This is a genomic window from Pseudomonas syringae, from assembly GCF_021605415.1.
GTDB lineage: Bacteria > Pseudomonadota > Gammaproteobacteria > Pseudomonadales > Pseudomonadaceae > Aquipseudomonas > Aquipseudomonas syringae_S.
The window spans coordinates 54,618-69,594 of the sequence record NZ_WKEQ01000006.1; the positions used below are offsets into that span (position 1 = coordinate 54,618).

A 14,977-nucleotide genomic window follows, 5' to 3' on the forward strand; every position below is an offset into this window, starting at 1 on the left:
GGCTGGACTGGCATGCACATGTAACGATTCAGTTCAGATCAAGCCTTGCCTATAGCCAAAGGTCATGCTTAGCTGACTAATAATTAGTTTTTCTCTATTTCTATCAGTCTAATCATGAGTGCTTTATGCCGTTAACCGATCAACACCGTTTTGGCATGCAACTGGCCCAGATGTCCCGAGGCTGGCGTGCCGAACTGGATCGTCGTCTCGCCGGCCTGGGTCTGTCTCAGGCGCGCTGGCTGGTGCTGTTGCATCTGGCACGTTTCTCCGATGCCCCCACCCAGCGTGAGCTGGCGCAAAGCGTCGGCGTCGAAGGGCCGACTCTGGCGCGCTTGCTCGACAGCCTGGAAAGCCAGGGTCTGGTGCAACGCCAGTCCGTGATGGAAGACCGTCGGGCGAAAAAAATTGTTCTTTGCGCACCGGCCCGGCCGCTGATCGATCAGATCGAAACCATCGCCACGCAACTGCGCCACGAATTGTTCGATGGCGTCGACGAGGCGGATTTAAAGGTCTGCATGCGGGTTCACGGGCACATTCTGGCTAACCTGGAAAAATCTTGAGGCACAACCACACGCGGGTTTTTTGAGGGATAGCGCTGGGCAGACTATAAGAACTACTAGGCAATATCGTGTTCGTACCGGATGTGCGAACGCATAGAAGTCGGTTTTGCTTATTTAAGGGATGCTCAATGCTCGAAAGTCGGCGCATGGTTTGGCGTGGTTGCACGAAAGGTTTGTTGGTCGGTGGCTTGATCACCTGGTCGACGTGGGCGCTCGCGTTGGGGCTGGGTGACATCACCGTGCATTCGGCTCTTAACCAGCCATTCAAGGCCGATATTGCCCTGGTCGATGTCGCGAATTTAAGTGAAAGCGATCTCTCGGTCAGCCTGGCGACGGCGGATGAGTTCGGCCAGGCTGGCATTGAACGGGTGTTTTTTCTTAATGACCTCAAGTTCACCCCGATTCTGCGGGGCAATCGCCATGTGATCCGCGTGACGTCCGCCAAAGCGGTCAGCGAACCCTTCCTCAATTTCCTCGTGCAGCTCAGTCAGCCCAATGGCCGCCTGCTGCGCGAGTACACCGTGCTGATCGATCCGCCGGGATCGCCCAATATCGTTCCGGCCACGGACGAGCCGGCACCCCGCGCGCAATCTTCTGAATTCCCGACGGTTGAACCGGCCGTCGCGGCGCCACCTGCCAATCCTGCACCCGCAACACCGAAACCGGCGGCAGCACCGGTCAACGATGCCTTGGCCGAGCAGCTCGCTGCCAGCGTTTTGCAGAACCGGCAACTACAAAAAAAAGTCGATGAATTGAACGCAAAACTTTCGACGCAGGAGGCGCAGATCGCCGATGGCAAGAAGCAGGTGAGCGATCTGCAAACCCGGCTGGCGGAGATTCAGCAGGCGCCACCGGCACCGTCAGTCCCTGCGCCCGTAATGCCTGCCCCGGCGCAGGTGACGGATGACTCGCTTAACTGGCCATTGCTCGGCGGGCTATTGGCAATGGTCGGCATGTTGTTGGCGGTGGTGTACGTGCGCCGTCGTAAACAAGCGCATGCGTTCGACGAACCATTGCCGCCGACGTTCGAGAAAGTCCCCGAAATGGACGAGGTTGAAGCCGTCGAACCGGTCGTGATTCATGAAACCACCGAGCATCGCTACGAACCCGCCGCCGGGGATGTGCTGGAGGCCGTGGCGATTTATCTGGCTTACGGTCGCCTCGGCGAAGCGGTCGGTCTGCTACGCGAGGCGCTGGTCAAGGAGCCGCAACGAACTGATCTGGGCCTGCAGTTGCTGGACGTGCTCGGCCGTCAGGGCGATAACCCGGGCTATATCGCGCAGGAAAACCATTTGCGCGACACGGGCGTCGACGGTGAGCAGTTGCAGGACATTCGCGCCAGGCATCCGAAACTGGCGGGGTCTTCATATTCGTCGGCACTGCCCGTGGCGCCGCTGATTGTCGCCCCTCCCGTGGAGTCGAGCCCGCCGGTGCAGGCGGTGGCCGATGATGATTTCGAACTGAATCTGGACGACCTGTCGATGGATTCCAGTTGGGATCTTGAAGACAGCAGGCCAGCCGTCGAGCCACCCGCACACGCTAAGGCATTGGGCTCAAGCCTGGAAGTGTTGCCGCAGGACTTTGAATTGCCCGATGGCGCGCCTCCGGAGGATGGCGACGAGCTGGAGTGGATCGCTGACACCGATCCCCAACCGCTGGATGACGATTTCCTCAACGAATTCGGTGACACCCCGACGTCGCTGACACTCGCGCCGCTGGATCCCATGGAGATCGCAAGCGTCGAAAAACTCGAACAGGCCCAGACCTGCATCGACGACGGTGACCTCGACAACGCCATCGCCTTGCTCAATGAACTGCTCGCGGAAGGCGATGAACCCCTGAAACACACCGCCCGAACATTATTGGCCGGTATCCGCTAATCCCCTGTAGGAGCTGTCGAGTGAAACGAGGCTGCGATCTTTTGACTTTGTTTTTCAAGATCAAAAGATCGCAGCCTGCGGCAGCTCCTGCGCAGGGTGGTCAGAAGGTCTGGCCCAGGTTCAGATACACCGCCTGTTCGTGCGCATCGTTCAATCCGTAACTGAAATTCAGCGGCCCCAAGGGAGTGTCAAAACCGATGAACACGCTGGCGGCATTGATATAGCCGCTATCGAATTCATTGTCGTTGTTCCACGCCCGCCCGCGTTCCAGCGAGGCCCCGGCGTACAGCGGGAAATCCAGCGGCAGGTACGATCGCGGCGTCAGGCGGCGATAGTAAACCGCACGCATCAGGCTGACGTTCTGCCCGGAAATCGCATCCTCGCGGAAACCCGATAACTGCCGCGCACCGCCGAGCAGGAAGCTCGAAGTCACCACATTGGCGTCCTCCAGGGTTCGCGCATAACGGCCACCGAGTATCAGCGTGTCCGGGCCGCTGCTCATGGCTTTGTCGAGTTTGAATTCCCACTGGTGATAGCGATTGTCCGAGCCCAGGCTTGGCTCGAATTGCAGCAGGGTCAGGTTGATGTCTTCGCCTTCGTGGGGGAAGTAAACGTTGTCCAAAGAATCGAAGGAATACTTCAGCGAATAAAACCCTTCACTGAAACTCTCGCTGGGCAGATCCTGATCGCCGATGCGCACATCCGCCTTGCCCCACGCTTCGCCGACACCAAAACGAACTTCGCCGCTGTTGCCGATCTGCCGGCCGACGTTCATCGCGAAACCGTAACGCTCGACGCGGTATTGAGCGACCGGATCGTTATCGAGCACGGCGTCGACGTTCTGCGCTTCGAACACCACCGAGGGCGCGATGAAGTAGCGCGAGCCGACGTCGAGTGGCTGGTAGAACTCGCTGTACAGCTCCTGTTTGTCGCCGATCTGCGCACGGGTCAGCCATTCCGCGCCGAGCCGGTTGATGCCGTTGACCCGGTAGCTGGCGCCGAGGTTGAAGGCGCTGTCGCCGCGCATGTCGTCTGACAGATTCAAACCGACCCGCAGATAATCGGTGCCGCTGCGTTTACCTCGGGCCGTGATGACTAACGTGTGATCTTTGCCTTTGTGCGCGACGCGGTACTGCACTTGTTCGAAGTAATCCAGACCGTACAGCGTGCCCATGTCCGTTTGCAGCCGCCCAAGGTCCAGCGGTTCGCCGATGTGCTGGCGGATGTAATAGCGAATCACATCGTCGCCGACTTTCGAATCGTTTTCGACCCTGATCGCGGTGATGATTGGCGTGCGCTGGTCCGGCGTGCGCGCGGCGTTGAGTTCGGCGTCCTGGGATCGGGCGGGTTTCAACGTGGCGAGACGCCCGGCGAGGAGGGTGGTGGCGCGATAACCGGCGTCGATCATGTCTTGGGCGCGGCCGAAATCGGTGGAACCGAAACTCGCCAGCGGCGGCTGAATCAGCACATCGGTCGGGTGGAGGGTGGCGAGTTGTTCTTCGGAGTTGCGTCGGGTCATCAAGGTGATGGACTGGTTCAACACGTCGACCACGGTGACCAGTTCCTTGCGATTGCGCAGCGGCGTACCGATGTCGACGACGATGGCCACGTCCACGCCCATTTCCCGTGCGACATCCAGCGGAATGTTGTCGGTCATGCCGCCGTCCACCAGCAGTCGGCCGTCCAGCTCCACCGGGGCGAACACTGCGGGAATTGACATGCTCGCGCGGATTACTTGAGGCAAATGACCTTTGCGGAACACCACTTTTTCACCGTTGGCGATGTCGGTGGTGACCGCGCGGAACGGGATCGGCAATTTGTCGAAGTCGCGGGTGTCGCTGGTGTGCGCGAGCAGGCTTTCCAGCAACAGCGCGAGGTTCTGGCCCTGAATCACGCCCAGCGGCAAGCCGAGGCTGCCGTCGTCGCGGAAGCTGAGTTTCTGTTTCACCAGAAAGTCGCGGTCATCCTGTTTTCGGCGAAACGGCACGTCCTTGCGCGGCGGCGCATCGGACAGGGCTTGCTGCCAGTCGATGCCCAGCGCGAGTTTTTCCAGTTCATCGATCTTGTAACCCGAGGCGTATAAGCCGCCAACCACGGCGCCCATGCTGGTGCCGGCAATCGCGTCGATCTTGATGCCTTGCTCTTCCAGTGCCTTGAGCACGCCGATGTGCGCCAGCCCGCGCGCCGCGCCGCCGGACAACACCAGGCCGACCTTGGGCCGGGGCGGTTCGTCAGCCAGTGCGATGAAGGGAAGGAAACAAAGCAGGCAGAGCAGCAAACGACGCATTCTGAGTCTCGGAGCAAGCGCAAAGGTGGCTATTATAGCGGCGCCCCTCTGGCACAGGAGTTTCAGCGAACATGACCCAGAAAAAAGCGGAAATCGTCATCACTTACTGCACGCAATGCCAGTGGTTGCTGCGCGCGGCGTGGCTGGCGCAGGAACTGCTCAGTACTTTTGGCGACGATCTCGGCAAGGTTTCCCTGGTGCCCGGCACCGGCGGTGTGTTTCACATCAGCTGCGACGGCGAGCAGATTTGGGAGCGCAAGGCTGACGGCGGTTTCCCCGAGGCCAAAGTGCTCAAGCAGCGCGTGCGCGACCGGATCGATCCCGATCGCGACCTCGGTCACAACGACCGCACTCAGTGAGACGCTGCCTCGGTGGCCACGGCTTTCTTGTCGGCGCTACCTGACAATCGGCTCGACACGACGATGGCCACGATAATCAGCACGCCGCCGATCAACATGCGCAGGGTCGGATTCTCATCGAACAGCAGCCACGCCACGGTGATTCCGTAAACCGGTTCCAGCGCAAACACTACGGCGGCGGTGCGCGCCTTGATCACCGCGAGGCTGGCGACAAACAGGCTATGGGCAACGCCGGTGCAGAATACGCCGAGCAGGCCGATCCACAACCAATCCAGTGCGCGCACTTCACTCAAATGAGGCCCTGCGACCGGCAGCAGACACAGCGCAACCACCACGTTCTGACACAACGCAGCCTGCACTGCCGGAATCCGCCCGGAACCGGCCCGGTTGGTCAGCGACAGCAGGGAAAAAAGCAGGCCGGACAAAATCGCCCAGAGCAGCCCGGTGGTGGCGCCGCTGGCCAGGTCGAACGCTGGCGTGACGAGCACCAGGCCGACAGTGACCAGAACGACCAGCAGGATTTCATTGGCGCGAATGCGTTCGCGAAAGATCAAGCCTTCCAGAATGACCGTGAAGGCTGGAAAACTGGCAAACCCCAATGTCGCAATCGCCACCCCGGCGACCTTCACCGAGACGAAGAAACTGACCCAGTGCCCCGCCAGCAACAGACCGCTGAGCAGCAGTCGGCGCCAATCCTGCGCCTGAAGTTTTTTCCAGCCACTCTGACTGGCGAAACGCGCGAAGAAAGCGAGGGCGAGCACGGCAAACGCCGCCCGACCAAACACAATCACGGCGGGCGAGGCGGCGGCCAGTTTGCCGAACACACCGGTCAGGCCGAACATCAATGCGCCAATATGCAAGGCGCCGAGGGCGGTACGGGGAGTCATCACAATCCTTCAAAAACATAAATTTCAATGTAGGCGCAGCCTGCGGAGGCGCCTACATTGAACCGTGTTGGAACCGATAAATCTGTCGGCAGACTATCGTTTTTTGTCGCCAGCCTCGCGGCGTAACCGGCCGGGCGATGCGCCGAACTCGCGCAGCACGGCGGCGGCGAAGGCGCTTTGGGAGCTGTAGCCGACGCGGCTGGCGATTTCGCCGATGGGCAGGATGCTGCTGCGCAACAAATCCACGGCCTTGTGCAGGCGACGGCTGCGAATGTAATCCATCGGCGTCTGTCCGCACTCAAGGACAAAACGCGCATGCAGGCGCGCGCTGGACAGGCCGGCGATACGCGCCAGGTCGGCGACTTGCAGCGGATACGCCGCGTATTGGTCGATGTGCGCATCCAGCGCTGCGTAAGGCAGGCGTCGGACGGCCAGCTCGGCGGGTTTGGCATTGTTCAGGCTGGCGAGCAACAACACCGCACCCTGCTGAGCGATCAGCGGGTCAGCCACCGGGCTGTTCGCCAACCAATGAATCAACTGACTCTGACCGGTATCCAGCGACAATCGAGCGGTGTTATCGAGCAAGCGTCGGCTGGCATCGGCGTGATCACCCAGAGAGCGGCCAATCCATTCATCGTCTGGCACGTCCAGCACCAGACATCGGCTGCCGTTGGGACTGCCGCAAGCGTGATGCGCGCCGGAAGGGATGACCACGAAACTCTGTTGCAGTACCTGGCTGCCCTGACCCTCGACCTCGAAATCCAGCGCGCCGGACAAACCGAACACCAATTGCGCATGATCGTGGCTATGCACAATCAGGTCGTGGGTGTAATGGCGCAAGGTGAGGATCGGTCGCATGGCAGGTCGTCTCCAAAGTTGCTGCCAGTGTACCTGTTCACAATCGACCTGGGTTTTCACGGGACGGACTTGCGCCTCTGGCCCGACGTTGCGGAGATTGTCTGAATCAAGATCAAAAGATCGCAGCCTTCGTCAGCTCCTGCAGGGCATTGGTGCAGGCTGCGATCTTTTGATTGTCAGGCCGGCGCGTGTTGTTCCATCGCCGCTGTGTAGATGGAATTCTTCGGCTGGGCGAACAGCCGCAGCAGCATCGGCTCAAAAAAACTCAACGGTAGCGTGTCGTAAGCCGGGTCGAATGCCGCCGCGTCGTATTTGGCACAGAACTCGATGGTCGCCCGGTATTGCGGGTGATCACTGAATTGCTCGCGCAGGTGCCGATCCATGCCCAGGTGATGGAAAAAGTAGTAGCCCTGAAACACCCCGTGTTTTTCCACCATCCACAAATTGTCGGCGCTGACGAACGGCTTGAGAATTGCCGCCGCGATGTCCGGGTGGTTGTAGCTGCCAAGGGTGTCGCCGATGTCATGCAACAGTGCGCAAACCACGTATTCCTCGTCGCGGCCATCGCGATAAGCGCGGGTGGCGGTTTGCAGGGAATGGGTCAGGCGGTCCACCGGGAAACCGCCAAAGTCACCTTCCAGCAATTTCAGGTGAGTCATGATCCGGCCCGGCAAACGCCGCGCGTAGGCGCTGAAATCGGCAGCGATGATCGCCCAGTCTTCCTGGGTGCCATCCTTCATATGGGTGAAGCGAGCGCTGCTCATCGGCAATTCTCCTGCGTCGGACTAGAACGGCACACGGCCCAGAATCATGTCCCGGTACATGACGAAATCGCCCGCCAGGCTGTAGAAGGGATGCTGAAAGGTCGCCGGGCGATTCTTCTCGAAAAAGAAATGGCCAATCCAGGCGAAGGTGTAACCGGCCACCGGCAAAGCGAATAAAAGCAGCCACGCGCCTGTGGCGATGGTCAGCGCCAGAATAAAAATCACCAGGGTGGTACCGATGAAGTGCAAGCGACGACTGGTGCTGTTGCCGTGTTCGCTGAGGTAATACGGATAGAACTCAGCGAAGCTGTTGAAATGTCTGCTGTTTTCCAAGACCGCGATCTCTGTGGTTGTTGTTCTGACGGCAAGTTGTTCGGCGGGTAGCTTATTTGAGTCTAGAGTGATCATTGGCGTGGGCCAGTGACAATAGGCGCCACTTTAGTATCCTTCGCAAATCTGCCGTGAGATGCGGCCCATCATCTAAAGAAAACGCCATGAGCGAACGAACGACTTCTGCAAGCTGGGCGATGGGGATTGTCAAAGCACTGGAAATGGACGGCCTGGATTGCCGGGTTCTGTTCAAGCAACTGGGGCTCGATTACACGGCTCTGGACGATCCGGATGCGCGCTTCCCGCAAGACTCCATGACCCGACTCTGGCAACGGGCGGTCGAGCTGTCCGGCAACCCGGCGATCGGCCTGAACATGGGCAAAGTGGTGCGACCAGCGTCCTTTCATGTGGCCGGTTATGCGCTGATGTCCAGCAACACGCTGGCGGAGGGGTTTGAGCGGCTGGTGCGTTATCAGCGGATCATCGCCGAAAGTGCCGACCTGAGTTTTCGTCTGCTCGATGAAGGCTATGCGTTGATCCTCACGGTGCACGGCGATCACTTGCCACCGACCCGGCAAAGCGCCGAAGCCTCATTGGCCTGCGCATTGGCCCTGTGCGGCTGGCTGACCGGGCGAACGCTGCAACCGCGCAAAGTGTTGATTCAGGCTGATCAGCCGGTGAATCTTGAACCCTACAAACTAGCGTTCCACGCACCGTTGGTGTTCAACGCGCCATACGATGCGCTGATTTTCGAACGGGCCGACATGGAAGCCCCGTTGCCCACCGCCAATGAAGCCATGGCGCTGTTGCATGATCGTTTTGCCGGGGAGTATCTGGCGCGGTTTTCTGAAAGTCGTGTGACCCACAAGGCGCGCCAGGTGCTATGCCGCTTGCTGCCCCAGGGCGAGCCCAAACGTGACACCGTCGCGCAGACGCTGCACTTGTCTCAGCGCACCTTGCAGCGGCGTTTGCAGGAGGAGGGCACCAGTTTTCAGCAGTTGCTCGACGACACCCGCCGAGAACTGGCCGAGCAGTATCTGGCGCAACCGTCCATGACCTTGCTGGAAATCGCCTATCTGTTGGGATTCGCTGACCCGAGTAACTTCTTCCGCGCCTTCCGCCGCTGGTTCGACGCCACGCCCGGTGAATACCGGACGCGGTTGTTGCAGGCGCCGAGCGCGATCAGTGCCGCCAAAACGCCGGAATACACAGCACAAACACCGTAATGATCTCCAGTCGGCCGAGGAGCATGCCAAACGACAGGATCCACTTGGCCGCATCCGGCAGGGTGGCGAAGTTGCCGGATGGCCCGATCGTCTCGCCAAGGCCCGGACCGACGCCGGACACCGTGCTGGCCGCGCCGGTCAGTGCAGTCATCCAATCCACGCCGAGCAGCGATAGCAGCAGGGCGATCACGCAGATGGTGATGGCGAAGAAGAACGAAAACGTCAGGATCGAGCGCACGATTTCTTCATCAAGACGATGCCCGTTGTACTTTTGCTTGATCACCGCGCGCGGGTGGATCAACTGATTAAGGTTGGCCTTGAGCAGGATGTAGGCCACCTGGAAGCGGAAAATCTTGATCCCGCCCGCCGTCGAGCCGGAACATCCGCCGACGAAGCCCAGATAAAAGAACAGCATCAGCGAAAAGTTGCCCCACAGGCTGTAGTCGCCGAGGGCGAAACCAGTGGTGGTGACCACCGACGTCACGTTCAGCGCAACATGGCGCAAGGCGTCCAGCCAATGCAGGTTGGTCGTCCACCAATACCAGGTGCCGAGCACCAGCCAGGTCACCAGCAACATGCCGAGCAAACCCTGCACCTGCTGATCCTTGATCAACGCCTGGCGGTTGCCGCGCAACGTCGCCACATACAGGGTGAACGGCAGGCTGCCGAGAATCATGATGACCACCGCGACCCAGTGCACCGCCGGTTGCGTCCATTTGGCCAAGGATTGGTCGGACGTCGAGAAACCGCCGGTGGAAATCGCCGACATCGCGTGGTTGATCGCATCAAACGGGCTCATCCCCGCCCACCAGAACGCCAGGCTGCCGAGGATGGTGATGCCGACGTACGCCGCCACGATCAGCCGCGCCACCATGTGCGAGCGGGGCATGACCTTTTCCGAGCGGTCGGAGGATTCGGTCTGGAACAGCCGCATGCCGCCGATACGCAGCAGCGGCAGGATCGCTACCGCCATGCCGATAAAGCCGATGCCACCAATCCAGTGCAGCAGCGAACGCCACATCAGAATCCCGGGAGACATGTCGTCCAGATGATTGAGCACTGTCGAACCCGTGGCGGTGATGCCTGACATGCTTTCAAAGAATGAGTCGGTGTAGCTGATGTGCTGAGTCAGCAGAAACGGCAGCGCGGCAAAAATACACACCACCAGCCAACTGCTGACGGTCAGCAGATACATGTCGCGGGGGCGCAGGTGAATGTGTTCGGGACGGCCGGGAATCACCAGCGCGAGGCCGGCGACGAAGGTGATCAGGCTCGCCCAGAGGAACGACGGCATGTCGCCGGTGCGCTCGAAAATGATCAGCGTGGCCATGGGCACGACCATGGCGATCGCCAGCGTGATCAGGAAGATGCCGATGATGAAACCAATGATCCGTAAGGTCGGCAACGCCATGAAGTCCGCTCGGGCTGATGTGGGAAGGGCGCCATTCTACCCGTGGGGCAGGGCATGTAAACCGGCACTCCCGAGTTGGATACCGCTAGAATAGCCAAACATTTTTACAGGAGGTGGCCGATGCAGGCTCTCGACGCTTTGCTCAACCGTGTTTCCGTTCCCCGACTGATCGACCCGGCCCCGACCGCCGAACAGCGCGAAGTCCTGTTCGGCGCGGCGATGCGCGCACCGGATCACGGCCATTTGCAGCCATGGCGCTTCCTGACCGTTGAAGGTGACGCCCGCGTTCAAATGGGCGAGCTGCTGGCAGAAGCGGCGCGATTGCAGGGTGGCGAAGTCAGCGAAGCGGCCATCGACAAGGCGCGCAACGGCCCGCTGCGGGCGCCGCTGGTGGTGGTGGTAATCGCGAAGCTGCAGGATCACGTCAAATATCCGAAATCCGAGCAGTTACTGGCGGCGGGCTGTGCGGCGCACGGGATCTTGCTGGCGGCGTATGCGCAAGGTATCGGTGCTGTGTGGCGTACGGGTGAATTGGCGTACTCGCAGACTGTTGCCAAAGGGTTGGGATTGACGGCGGATGAAGAGGTGATCGCGTTTCTTTATCTGGGTACACCGCAGAAAGAACCGCGGGTGGCGGAGAAGGTTGATTTGAGCGCGTTTGTCAGCGCTTGGCCCGCTCCGTAATGATCGTTCCCGCGTCGCGTGGAAATGCCTCTACGGACGCTCCGCGTCTACGGTGATGCGGAGCGTCACGGGCTGCATTCTCACGCAAAGCGTGGGAACGATCATTGAGCAGAAATCCCCGGCACCAGCGGTAACTCAAGACTCGCGACAAACCCACCCTGAGGATGATTGGCCAGCACCAGCGTGCCGCCATGGCGTTCGGCTGCACGGCGCGCAATGGCCAGCCCCAGGCCATGTCCCGCCGCTGTCTGCCCCGGCGCCCGGAAGAACGGCTCGCCCAGTTGCGCCAAATGTTCTTCCTGTACACCTGGCCCATGGTCACGCACGCTGATCACGATTCGCTCGCCCTGGTGTGATGCCTGCATTTCAATCGGCTGCCCGGCCGGATTGAAGCGCTGGGCGTTGCGCAGCAGATTGTCCACGGCACGCTCGATCATGGTCGGCCAGCCAGTGAGCTTGAGCTGCGGTTCGGCATCGAGTCTGACCGTCTGCTCCGCCGACGCCAGTTGCGCATCCTTTTGCAGCGTACGCAGCAAGGCGTTCAGATCCACGTCTTCGGCACTGGCGTTGTCGGCATCGACCCGCGCCAGCACGAGGATTTCACTGATCAAGGCTTCCAGACGATCACACTCGCGGGTCAGGCGCGGCCAGAGTTTTTCCCGCTCTTCAGGGTTGGCCCGTTCCGCCAAGGCCAAGGCAATGCGTAGACGCGCCAGCGGTGAGCGCAATTCGTGGGACACATCACGCAGCAATTGGCGCTGACTGCTGATGAGGCTTTGCAAGCGTGCGCCCATGCGGTTGAAATCGTTGGCCAGCACGCCGAATTCATCGCGTCGATTGGCCAGTTGCGCCAGGCTGTTTTGCTGGTAAGTGGTCTGCCCAAGATCATGCACCGCACCACGCAAGCGGCTGAGCGGACGGGTGATCGAGAGCGTCACCATCAGGCTGAACAGGGTCAGCACCACCAGTGCGATGCCCAAAGCACTCAGCGGCCAGAGCAGACTTTCACGGTGCCAGGAATCCAGTTCCGGGTGGGGGATGCGGTAGATGAACAGGTAGGTATCGCCAGTTTTTTCGCTGGTGATTTCGTCGGTCAGGCGCCGCCACGGCAGCCGTCGCTCATCGTTGTTCTGCCGCGCTTCGAAGGCGGCCGCGCGTCTGGGGAACGTGCCGCGTACCACCGGGTCGCCACTTTCGTTGAGCACCTGAACATCGATGTGATATTCGCGTTTGCGCTGTTCAAGGATGTCCTGGGCGGCTTCTTCACCCTGACTTTCATACGTTTGCGTCCACTGCTCGGCCAAAGTGTTGAGGCCCGGATGGCGGCTGAGGATCCAGGCGTCCTGGTTGAGCATGTGCCCCAGCAGAATGGAAAGCCCTGCAACCAGAGCGATGGCCAGCCAGAAGCTGGCGAGAATACGCCAGAACAATGAACGCACGAAAAATCCCCAGATAGATACAAGACCCCGTGTAGGCGCTGCCGCAGGCTGCGATCTTTTGATCTTAAAATCGAGATCAAAACATCGCAGCCTGCGGCAGCGCCTACACAACGGAAACAGGCCCGACGGTGTTGACCGTCGGGCCCGGAGTTACTGCATTATTGCGCCTTTTGTGGCTGTTGCGCTTTCCAGGCCTTGAATTCGGCCCACTCGGCGCGACGCTCAGCTTTCTTCTTCTGGATCTCGTCGAATTTCTTCTGTTGATCCGGTTTCAGCACTGCCCGCACATCGCTTTCGGCTTTCTTGTGGTTGGCAGCCATCTCGTCTTTCATGGCCTTCTGATCGGCTGGCGAGAGTTTCTCCAGGTACTTGTCGACCACTTGCTTACGCTCGTGCATCTGCTCGCCCATGATCTTGCGGATCTGATCGCGTTGTTCGCGGGAGAGATCCAGTTGGCTGTACGGGCCTTTACCGTGCATGCCGTGCATTTGACCGCCGTGGCGTGGGCCATCCATTGGGCCACCCATCGGACCTGCACCTTCGGGCATGGCCATGGCGACGGTTGGCAGAGCGGCAGCAAACATCAGAGCGATAAGAGTCTTGCGCATGGTGAATCTCCTTGTCTCGTTCCCGGTACGTTCCGGATGTGTGCAGATTACGGAGATCAAGGTCAGCGGCGGTCAGCGCTGCGTAAAGCTTCGGTAAAGACGTTTCGAAATCAACCTGACAAACAACATCACCCCTGCGGCAGTCCTGCACAGGGGGCGTGTGCGGTTCAGAGGCTGTAGTAGTAACCGCGGCTGCGCAGGGCGACGATGCGTGGGCGGCCGTCGGGGTGAGGGCCGATTTTTTTGCGCAGATTGCTGACGTGCATGTCGAGGCTGCGGTCGTACAGCGTCAGCTTGCGACCGAGGGCAATCTGCGCCAGTTCTTGCTTGTCCAGCGGCTCTCCGGGTTGCTTGAGCAAGGCTTCGAGCAGGCGGCTTTCGGACACGGTAAGGGTGAATTCCTTCTCGTCGATGCTGACCACGCCGCGCACCGGGCTGAAGCTCAGGTCGCCCAGTTCAAGCTGAGTCGACACGGCCGCCGGGTGGCTGCGGCGCAACACGGCGCGCAGGCGGGCGGTGAGTTCGCGGGGATCGCAGGGTTTGGCAAGGTAATCGTCGGCGCCCAGTTCCAGGCCGAGGATGCGATCCAGCGGCTCGCCTCGGGCCGAAAGCATCAGCACTGGCAGATCGGCGTGGTCGTTGCGCAATTGCTTGAGCAACTCCAGCCCGCTGCCGTCGGGCAGCATCACATCCAGCACCACCGCCGCGGGAGCGGTTTCGGCCAACGCGCGGCGGGCGCTCTGGCCATCGTGGCAGGCACGCACCTGGAAGCCTTCCTGGCTTAACCAGCTGCAGAGGAGCTCACACAGTTCCACGTCATCATCAATCAGTAACAGCTCGCTCATGACTCACTCAATTTAGCCATTGTCGACGTTTTCGACTTGCACCGCTGGCAAAGATACCGCAGAGCAGCGCCAATAGCGCTACCCCGGCGCCGGTGACGAACCATTGTTGTTGATCGGTCAGCAATCGCGGCAACGGGCCGGCCTGGGCTTCCTTGAGTTGCAGCTTCAGGCGCTGATTGTCCTGGCGCAACCGGGCGAGCTGGGCGCTTTCGCGTTGGCTATCGGCATTTTGCAGCTGTCTGTTCAATTCTTCTCGCTGCTGCTCGCTGGCTTTGAGGCGCTGCTGCAACTCGGTGATCTGGCTGCCGGCACTCAACGAAAGCGGCGTGGAGCTGCTGCCTTCAGTGCTTTCTTCACCATGAGCGGGCGCCATGATCGACAACGTGATCAACATCAGACACAACGAACCTTTGCGCATCACGACTCCTGCTTCCAAATGGATATTGGGCAGGTTATCGGCGGGCAAACGAGAATAATGAGCGATTGAGAACGCGATGAACCGACAAGGTTCATCGCGTAGAAACAATTGAGGCAGGAAGTTACGGCAGGACTTGCTTGAACGGCTTGACGGTGACGTTGGCATAGACGCCGGCGGCGACGTATGGATCGGCGTCGGCCCAGGCTTGCGCTGCATTAAGGGAGTCGAATTCGGCGACGATCAGGCTGCCGGTGAAACCCGCAGCGCCCGGATCATTGCTGTCGACCGCCGGGTGCGGGCCGGCCAATACGATGCGGCCCTCGCCCTTGAGGGCTTGCAGGCGCTCAAGGTGGGTAGGGCGGGCGGCGAGACGGGCTTCCAGGGAGTTGGCGACGTCAGTGGCAATGATGGCGTAGAGCAT

Annotated in this window: 16 protein-coding genes; 5 read left to right on the top strand and 11 right to left on the bottom strand. The window is 60.3% G+C overall.

Annotation, left to right across the window (positions count from 1 at the left end; all coding sequences use genetic code 11):
• The first annotated feature begins 125 nt into the window (after nt 1–125).
• Both GIW69_RS05845 and GIW69_RS05850 read left to right on the top strand, forming a co-directional pair.
• Entirely contained in the window at nt 126–560 is a 435-nt protein-coding gene (locus GIW69_RS05845; RefSeq protein WP_236481192.1) for a MarR family transcriptional regulator, read from the top strand.
• A 128-nt stretch (nt 561–688) separates the two neighbouring features.
• On the top strand, nt 689–2,440 hold the full coding sequence (locus GIW69_RS05850) for a FimV/HubP family polar landmark protein (protein WP_236481193.1): 1,752 nt from the start codon (nt 689–691) through the stop codon (nt 2,438–2,440).
• Nucleotides 2,441–2,540: 100 nt separating this feature from the next.
• Here the strand turns inward: GIW69_RS05850 and GIW69_RS05855 are convergent, their stop codons facing one another.
• The gene (locus tag GIW69_RS05855; protein ID WP_236481194.1) at nt 2,541–4,727 is read right to left on the bottom strand and encodes a patatin-like phospholipase family protein; all 2,187 of its coding nucleotides are present in this window, start codon (nt 4,725–4,727) and stop codon (nt 2,541–2,543) included.
• 71 nt (nt 4,728–4,798) lie between these two features.
• On the opposite strand from GIW69_RS05855, the gene GIW69_RS05860 reads away from it, so the two are divergent.
• Nucleotides 4,799–5,086 carry an Rdx family protein gene (locus GIW69_RS05860; RefSeq protein WP_236481195.1) on the top strand — a complete coding sequence of 96 codons (288 nt, stop codon included), beginning with the start codon at nt 4,799–4,801 and terminating at the stop codon, nt 5,084–5,086.
• On the opposite strand, the gene GIW69_RS05865 is transcribed toward GIW69_RS05860, so the two are convergent.
• From GIW69_RS05865 to GIW69_RS05880, 4 genes are all read right to left on the bottom strand, one after another.
• Nucleotides 5,080–5,973 (bottom strand): DMT family transporter, encoded by an 894-nt coding sequence (locus GIW69_RS05865; RefSeq protein WP_236481196.1) that lies wholly within the window; start codon nt 5,971–5,973, stop codon nt 5,080–5,082. The two genes, GIW69_RS05860 and GIW69_RS05865, sit on opposite strands and share 7 nt — an antisense overlap.
• Nucleotides 5,974–6,066: 93 nt before the next feature.
• Complete coding sequence (locus tag GIW69_RS05870) at nt 6,067–6,831, bottom strand: AraC family transcriptional regulator (RefSeq protein WP_236481197.1); 765 nt, start codon at nt 6,829–6,831, stop codon at nt 6,067–6,069.
• Nucleotides 6,832–7,007: 176 nt separating this feature from the next.
• On the bottom strand, nt 7,008–7,595 hold the full coding sequence (locus tag GIW69_RS05875) for an HD domain-containing protein (protein ID WP_236481198.1): 588 nt from the start codon (nt 7,593–7,595) through the stop codon (nt 7,008–7,010).
• 21 nt (nt 7,596–7,616) lie between these two features.
• Nucleotides 7,617–7,928 carry a DUF962 domain-containing protein gene (locus GIW69_RS05880; RefSeq protein ID WP_236481199.1) on the bottom strand — a complete coding sequence of 104 codons (312 nt, stop codon included), beginning with the start codon at nt 7,926–7,928 and terminating at the stop codon, nt 7,617–7,619.
• A 161-nt stretch (nt 7,929–8,089) separates the two neighbouring features.
• Here GIW69_RS05880 and GIW69_RS05885 point away from each other — a divergent pair, with 161 nt between their 5' ends.
• Nucleotides 8,090–9,151 (top strand): AraC family transcriptional regulator, encoded by a 1,062-nt coding sequence (locus GIW69_RS05885; RefSeq protein WP_236481200.1) that lies wholly within the window; start codon nt 8,090–8,092, stop codon nt 9,149–9,151.
• On the opposite strand, the gene GIW69_RS05890 is transcribed toward GIW69_RS05885, so the two are convergent.
• Nucleotides 9,108–10,562: a TrkH family potassium uptake protein gene (locus GIW69_RS05890; protein WP_236481201.1), complete on the bottom strand. Its 1,455-nt coding sequence runs from the start codon at nt 10,560–10,562 to the stop codon at nt 9,108–9,110. The two genes, GIW69_RS05885 and GIW69_RS05890, sit on opposite strands and share 44 nt — an antisense overlap.
• Nucleotides 10,563–10,682: 120 nt before the next feature.
• Here GIW69_RS05890 and GIW69_RS05895 point away from each other — a divergent pair, with 120 nt between their 5' ends.
• Nucleotides 10,683–11,246 (top strand): NAD(P)H nitroreductase, encoded by a 564-nt coding sequence (locus GIW69_RS05895; protein WP_236481202.1) that lies wholly within the window; start codon nt 10,683–10,685, stop codon nt 11,244–11,246.
• A gap of 101 nt (nt 11,247–11,347) precedes the next feature.
• Here the strand turns inward: GIW69_RS05895 and GIW69_RS05900 are convergent, their stop codons facing one another.
• The 5 genes from GIW69_RS05900 to GIW69_RS05920 all read right to left on the bottom strand — a co-directional run bounded on the left by GIW69_RS05900 (nt 11,348) and on the right by GIW69_RS05920 (nt 14,977).
• Nucleotides 11,348–12,685, bottom strand: a complete 1,338-nt coding sequence (locus tag GIW69_RS05900; protein WP_236481203.1) for a sensor histidine kinase — start codon at nt 12,683–12,685, stop codon at nt 11,348–11,350.
• Between the two features lie 158 nt (nt 12,686–12,843).
• Nucleotides 12,844–13,293, bottom strand: coding sequence for a Spy/CpxP family protein refolding chaperone (locus GIW69_RS05905; RefSeq protein ID WP_236481204.1), 450 nt, complete (start codon nt 13,291–13,293; stop codon nt 12,844–12,846).
• A 167-nt stretch (nt 13,294–13,460) separates the two neighbouring features.
• Nucleotides 13,461–14,138: a response regulator transcription factor gene (locus GIW69_RS05910; RefSeq protein WP_236481205.1), complete on the bottom strand. Its 678-nt coding sequence runs from the start codon at nt 14,136–14,138 to the stop codon at nt 13,461–13,463.
• Between the two features lie 7 nt (nt 14,139–14,145).
• The gene (locus GIW69_RS05915) at nt 14,146–14,556 is read right to left on the bottom strand and encodes an SH3 domain-containing protein (RefSeq protein WP_236481206.1); all 411 of its coding nucleotides are present in this window, start codon (nt 14,554–14,556) and stop codon (nt 14,146–14,148) included.
• A 121-nt stretch (nt 14,557–14,677) separates the two neighbouring features.
• A complete protein-coding gene (locus GIW69_RS05920) occupies nt 14,678–14,977 on the bottom strand; it encodes a YciI family protein (RefSeq protein ID WP_236481207.1) in 300 nt (99 codons plus the stop codon).

Bases quoted from the DNA above. Each gene is read 5' to 3' on its own strand.
- GIW69_RS05875 (WP_236481198.1), bottom strand. From the start codon at position 7,595: ATGAGCAGCGCTCGCTTCACCCATATGAAGGATGGCACCCAGGAAGAC.
- GIW69_RS05910 (WP_236481205.1), bottom strand. From the start codon at position 14,138: ATGAGCGAGCTGTTACTGATTGATGATGACGTGGAACTGTGTGAGCTC.
- GIW69_RS05920 (WP_236481207.1), bottom strand. From the start codon at position 14,977: ATGCTCTACGCCATCATTGCCACTGACGTCGCCAACTCCCTGGAAGCC.
- GIW69_RS05915 (WP_236481206.1), bottom strand. From the start codon at position 14,556: ATGCGCAAAGGTTCGTTGTGTCTGATGTTGATCACGTTGTCGATCATG.
- GIW69_RS05845 (WP_236481192.1), top strand. From the start codon at position 126: ATGCCGTTAACCGATCAACACCGTTTTGGCATGCAACTGGCCCAGATG.
- GIW69_RS05850 (WP_236481193.1), top strand. From the start codon at position 689: ATGCTCGAAAGTCGGCGCATGGTTTGGCGTGGTTGCACGAAAGGTTTG.
- GIW69_RS05865 (WP_236481196.1), bottom strand. From the start codon at position 5,973: ATGACTCCCCGTACCGCCCTCGGCGCCTTGCATATTGGCGCATTGATG.
- GIW69_RS05890 (WP_236481201.1), bottom strand. From the start codon at position 10,562: ATGGCGTTGCCGACCTTACGGATCATTGGTTTCATCATCGGCATCTTC.
- GIW69_RS05895 (WP_236481202.1), top strand. From the start codon at position 10,683: ATGCAGGCTCTCGACGCTTTGCTCAACCGTGTTTCCGTTCCCCGACTG.
- GIW69_RS05885 (WP_236481200.1), top strand. From the start codon at position 8,090: ATGAGCGAACGAACGACTTCTGCAAGCTGGGCGATGGGGATTGTCAAA.
- GIW69_RS05860 (WP_236481195.1), top strand. From the start codon at position 4,799: ATGACCCAGAAAAAAGCGGAAATCGTCATCACTTACTGCACGCAATGC.
- GIW69_RS05855 (WP_236481194.1), bottom strand. From the start codon at position 4,727: ATGCGTCGTTTGCTGCTCTGCCTGCTTTGTTTCCTTCCCTTCATCGCA.
- GIW69_RS05870 (WP_236481197.1), bottom strand. From the start codon at position 6,831: ATGCGACCGATCCTCACCTTGCGCCATTACACCCACGACCTGATTGTG.
- GIW69_RS05905 (WP_236481204.1), bottom strand. From the start codon at position 13,293: ATGCGCAAGACTCTTATCGCTCTGATGTTTGCTGCCGCTCTGCCAACC.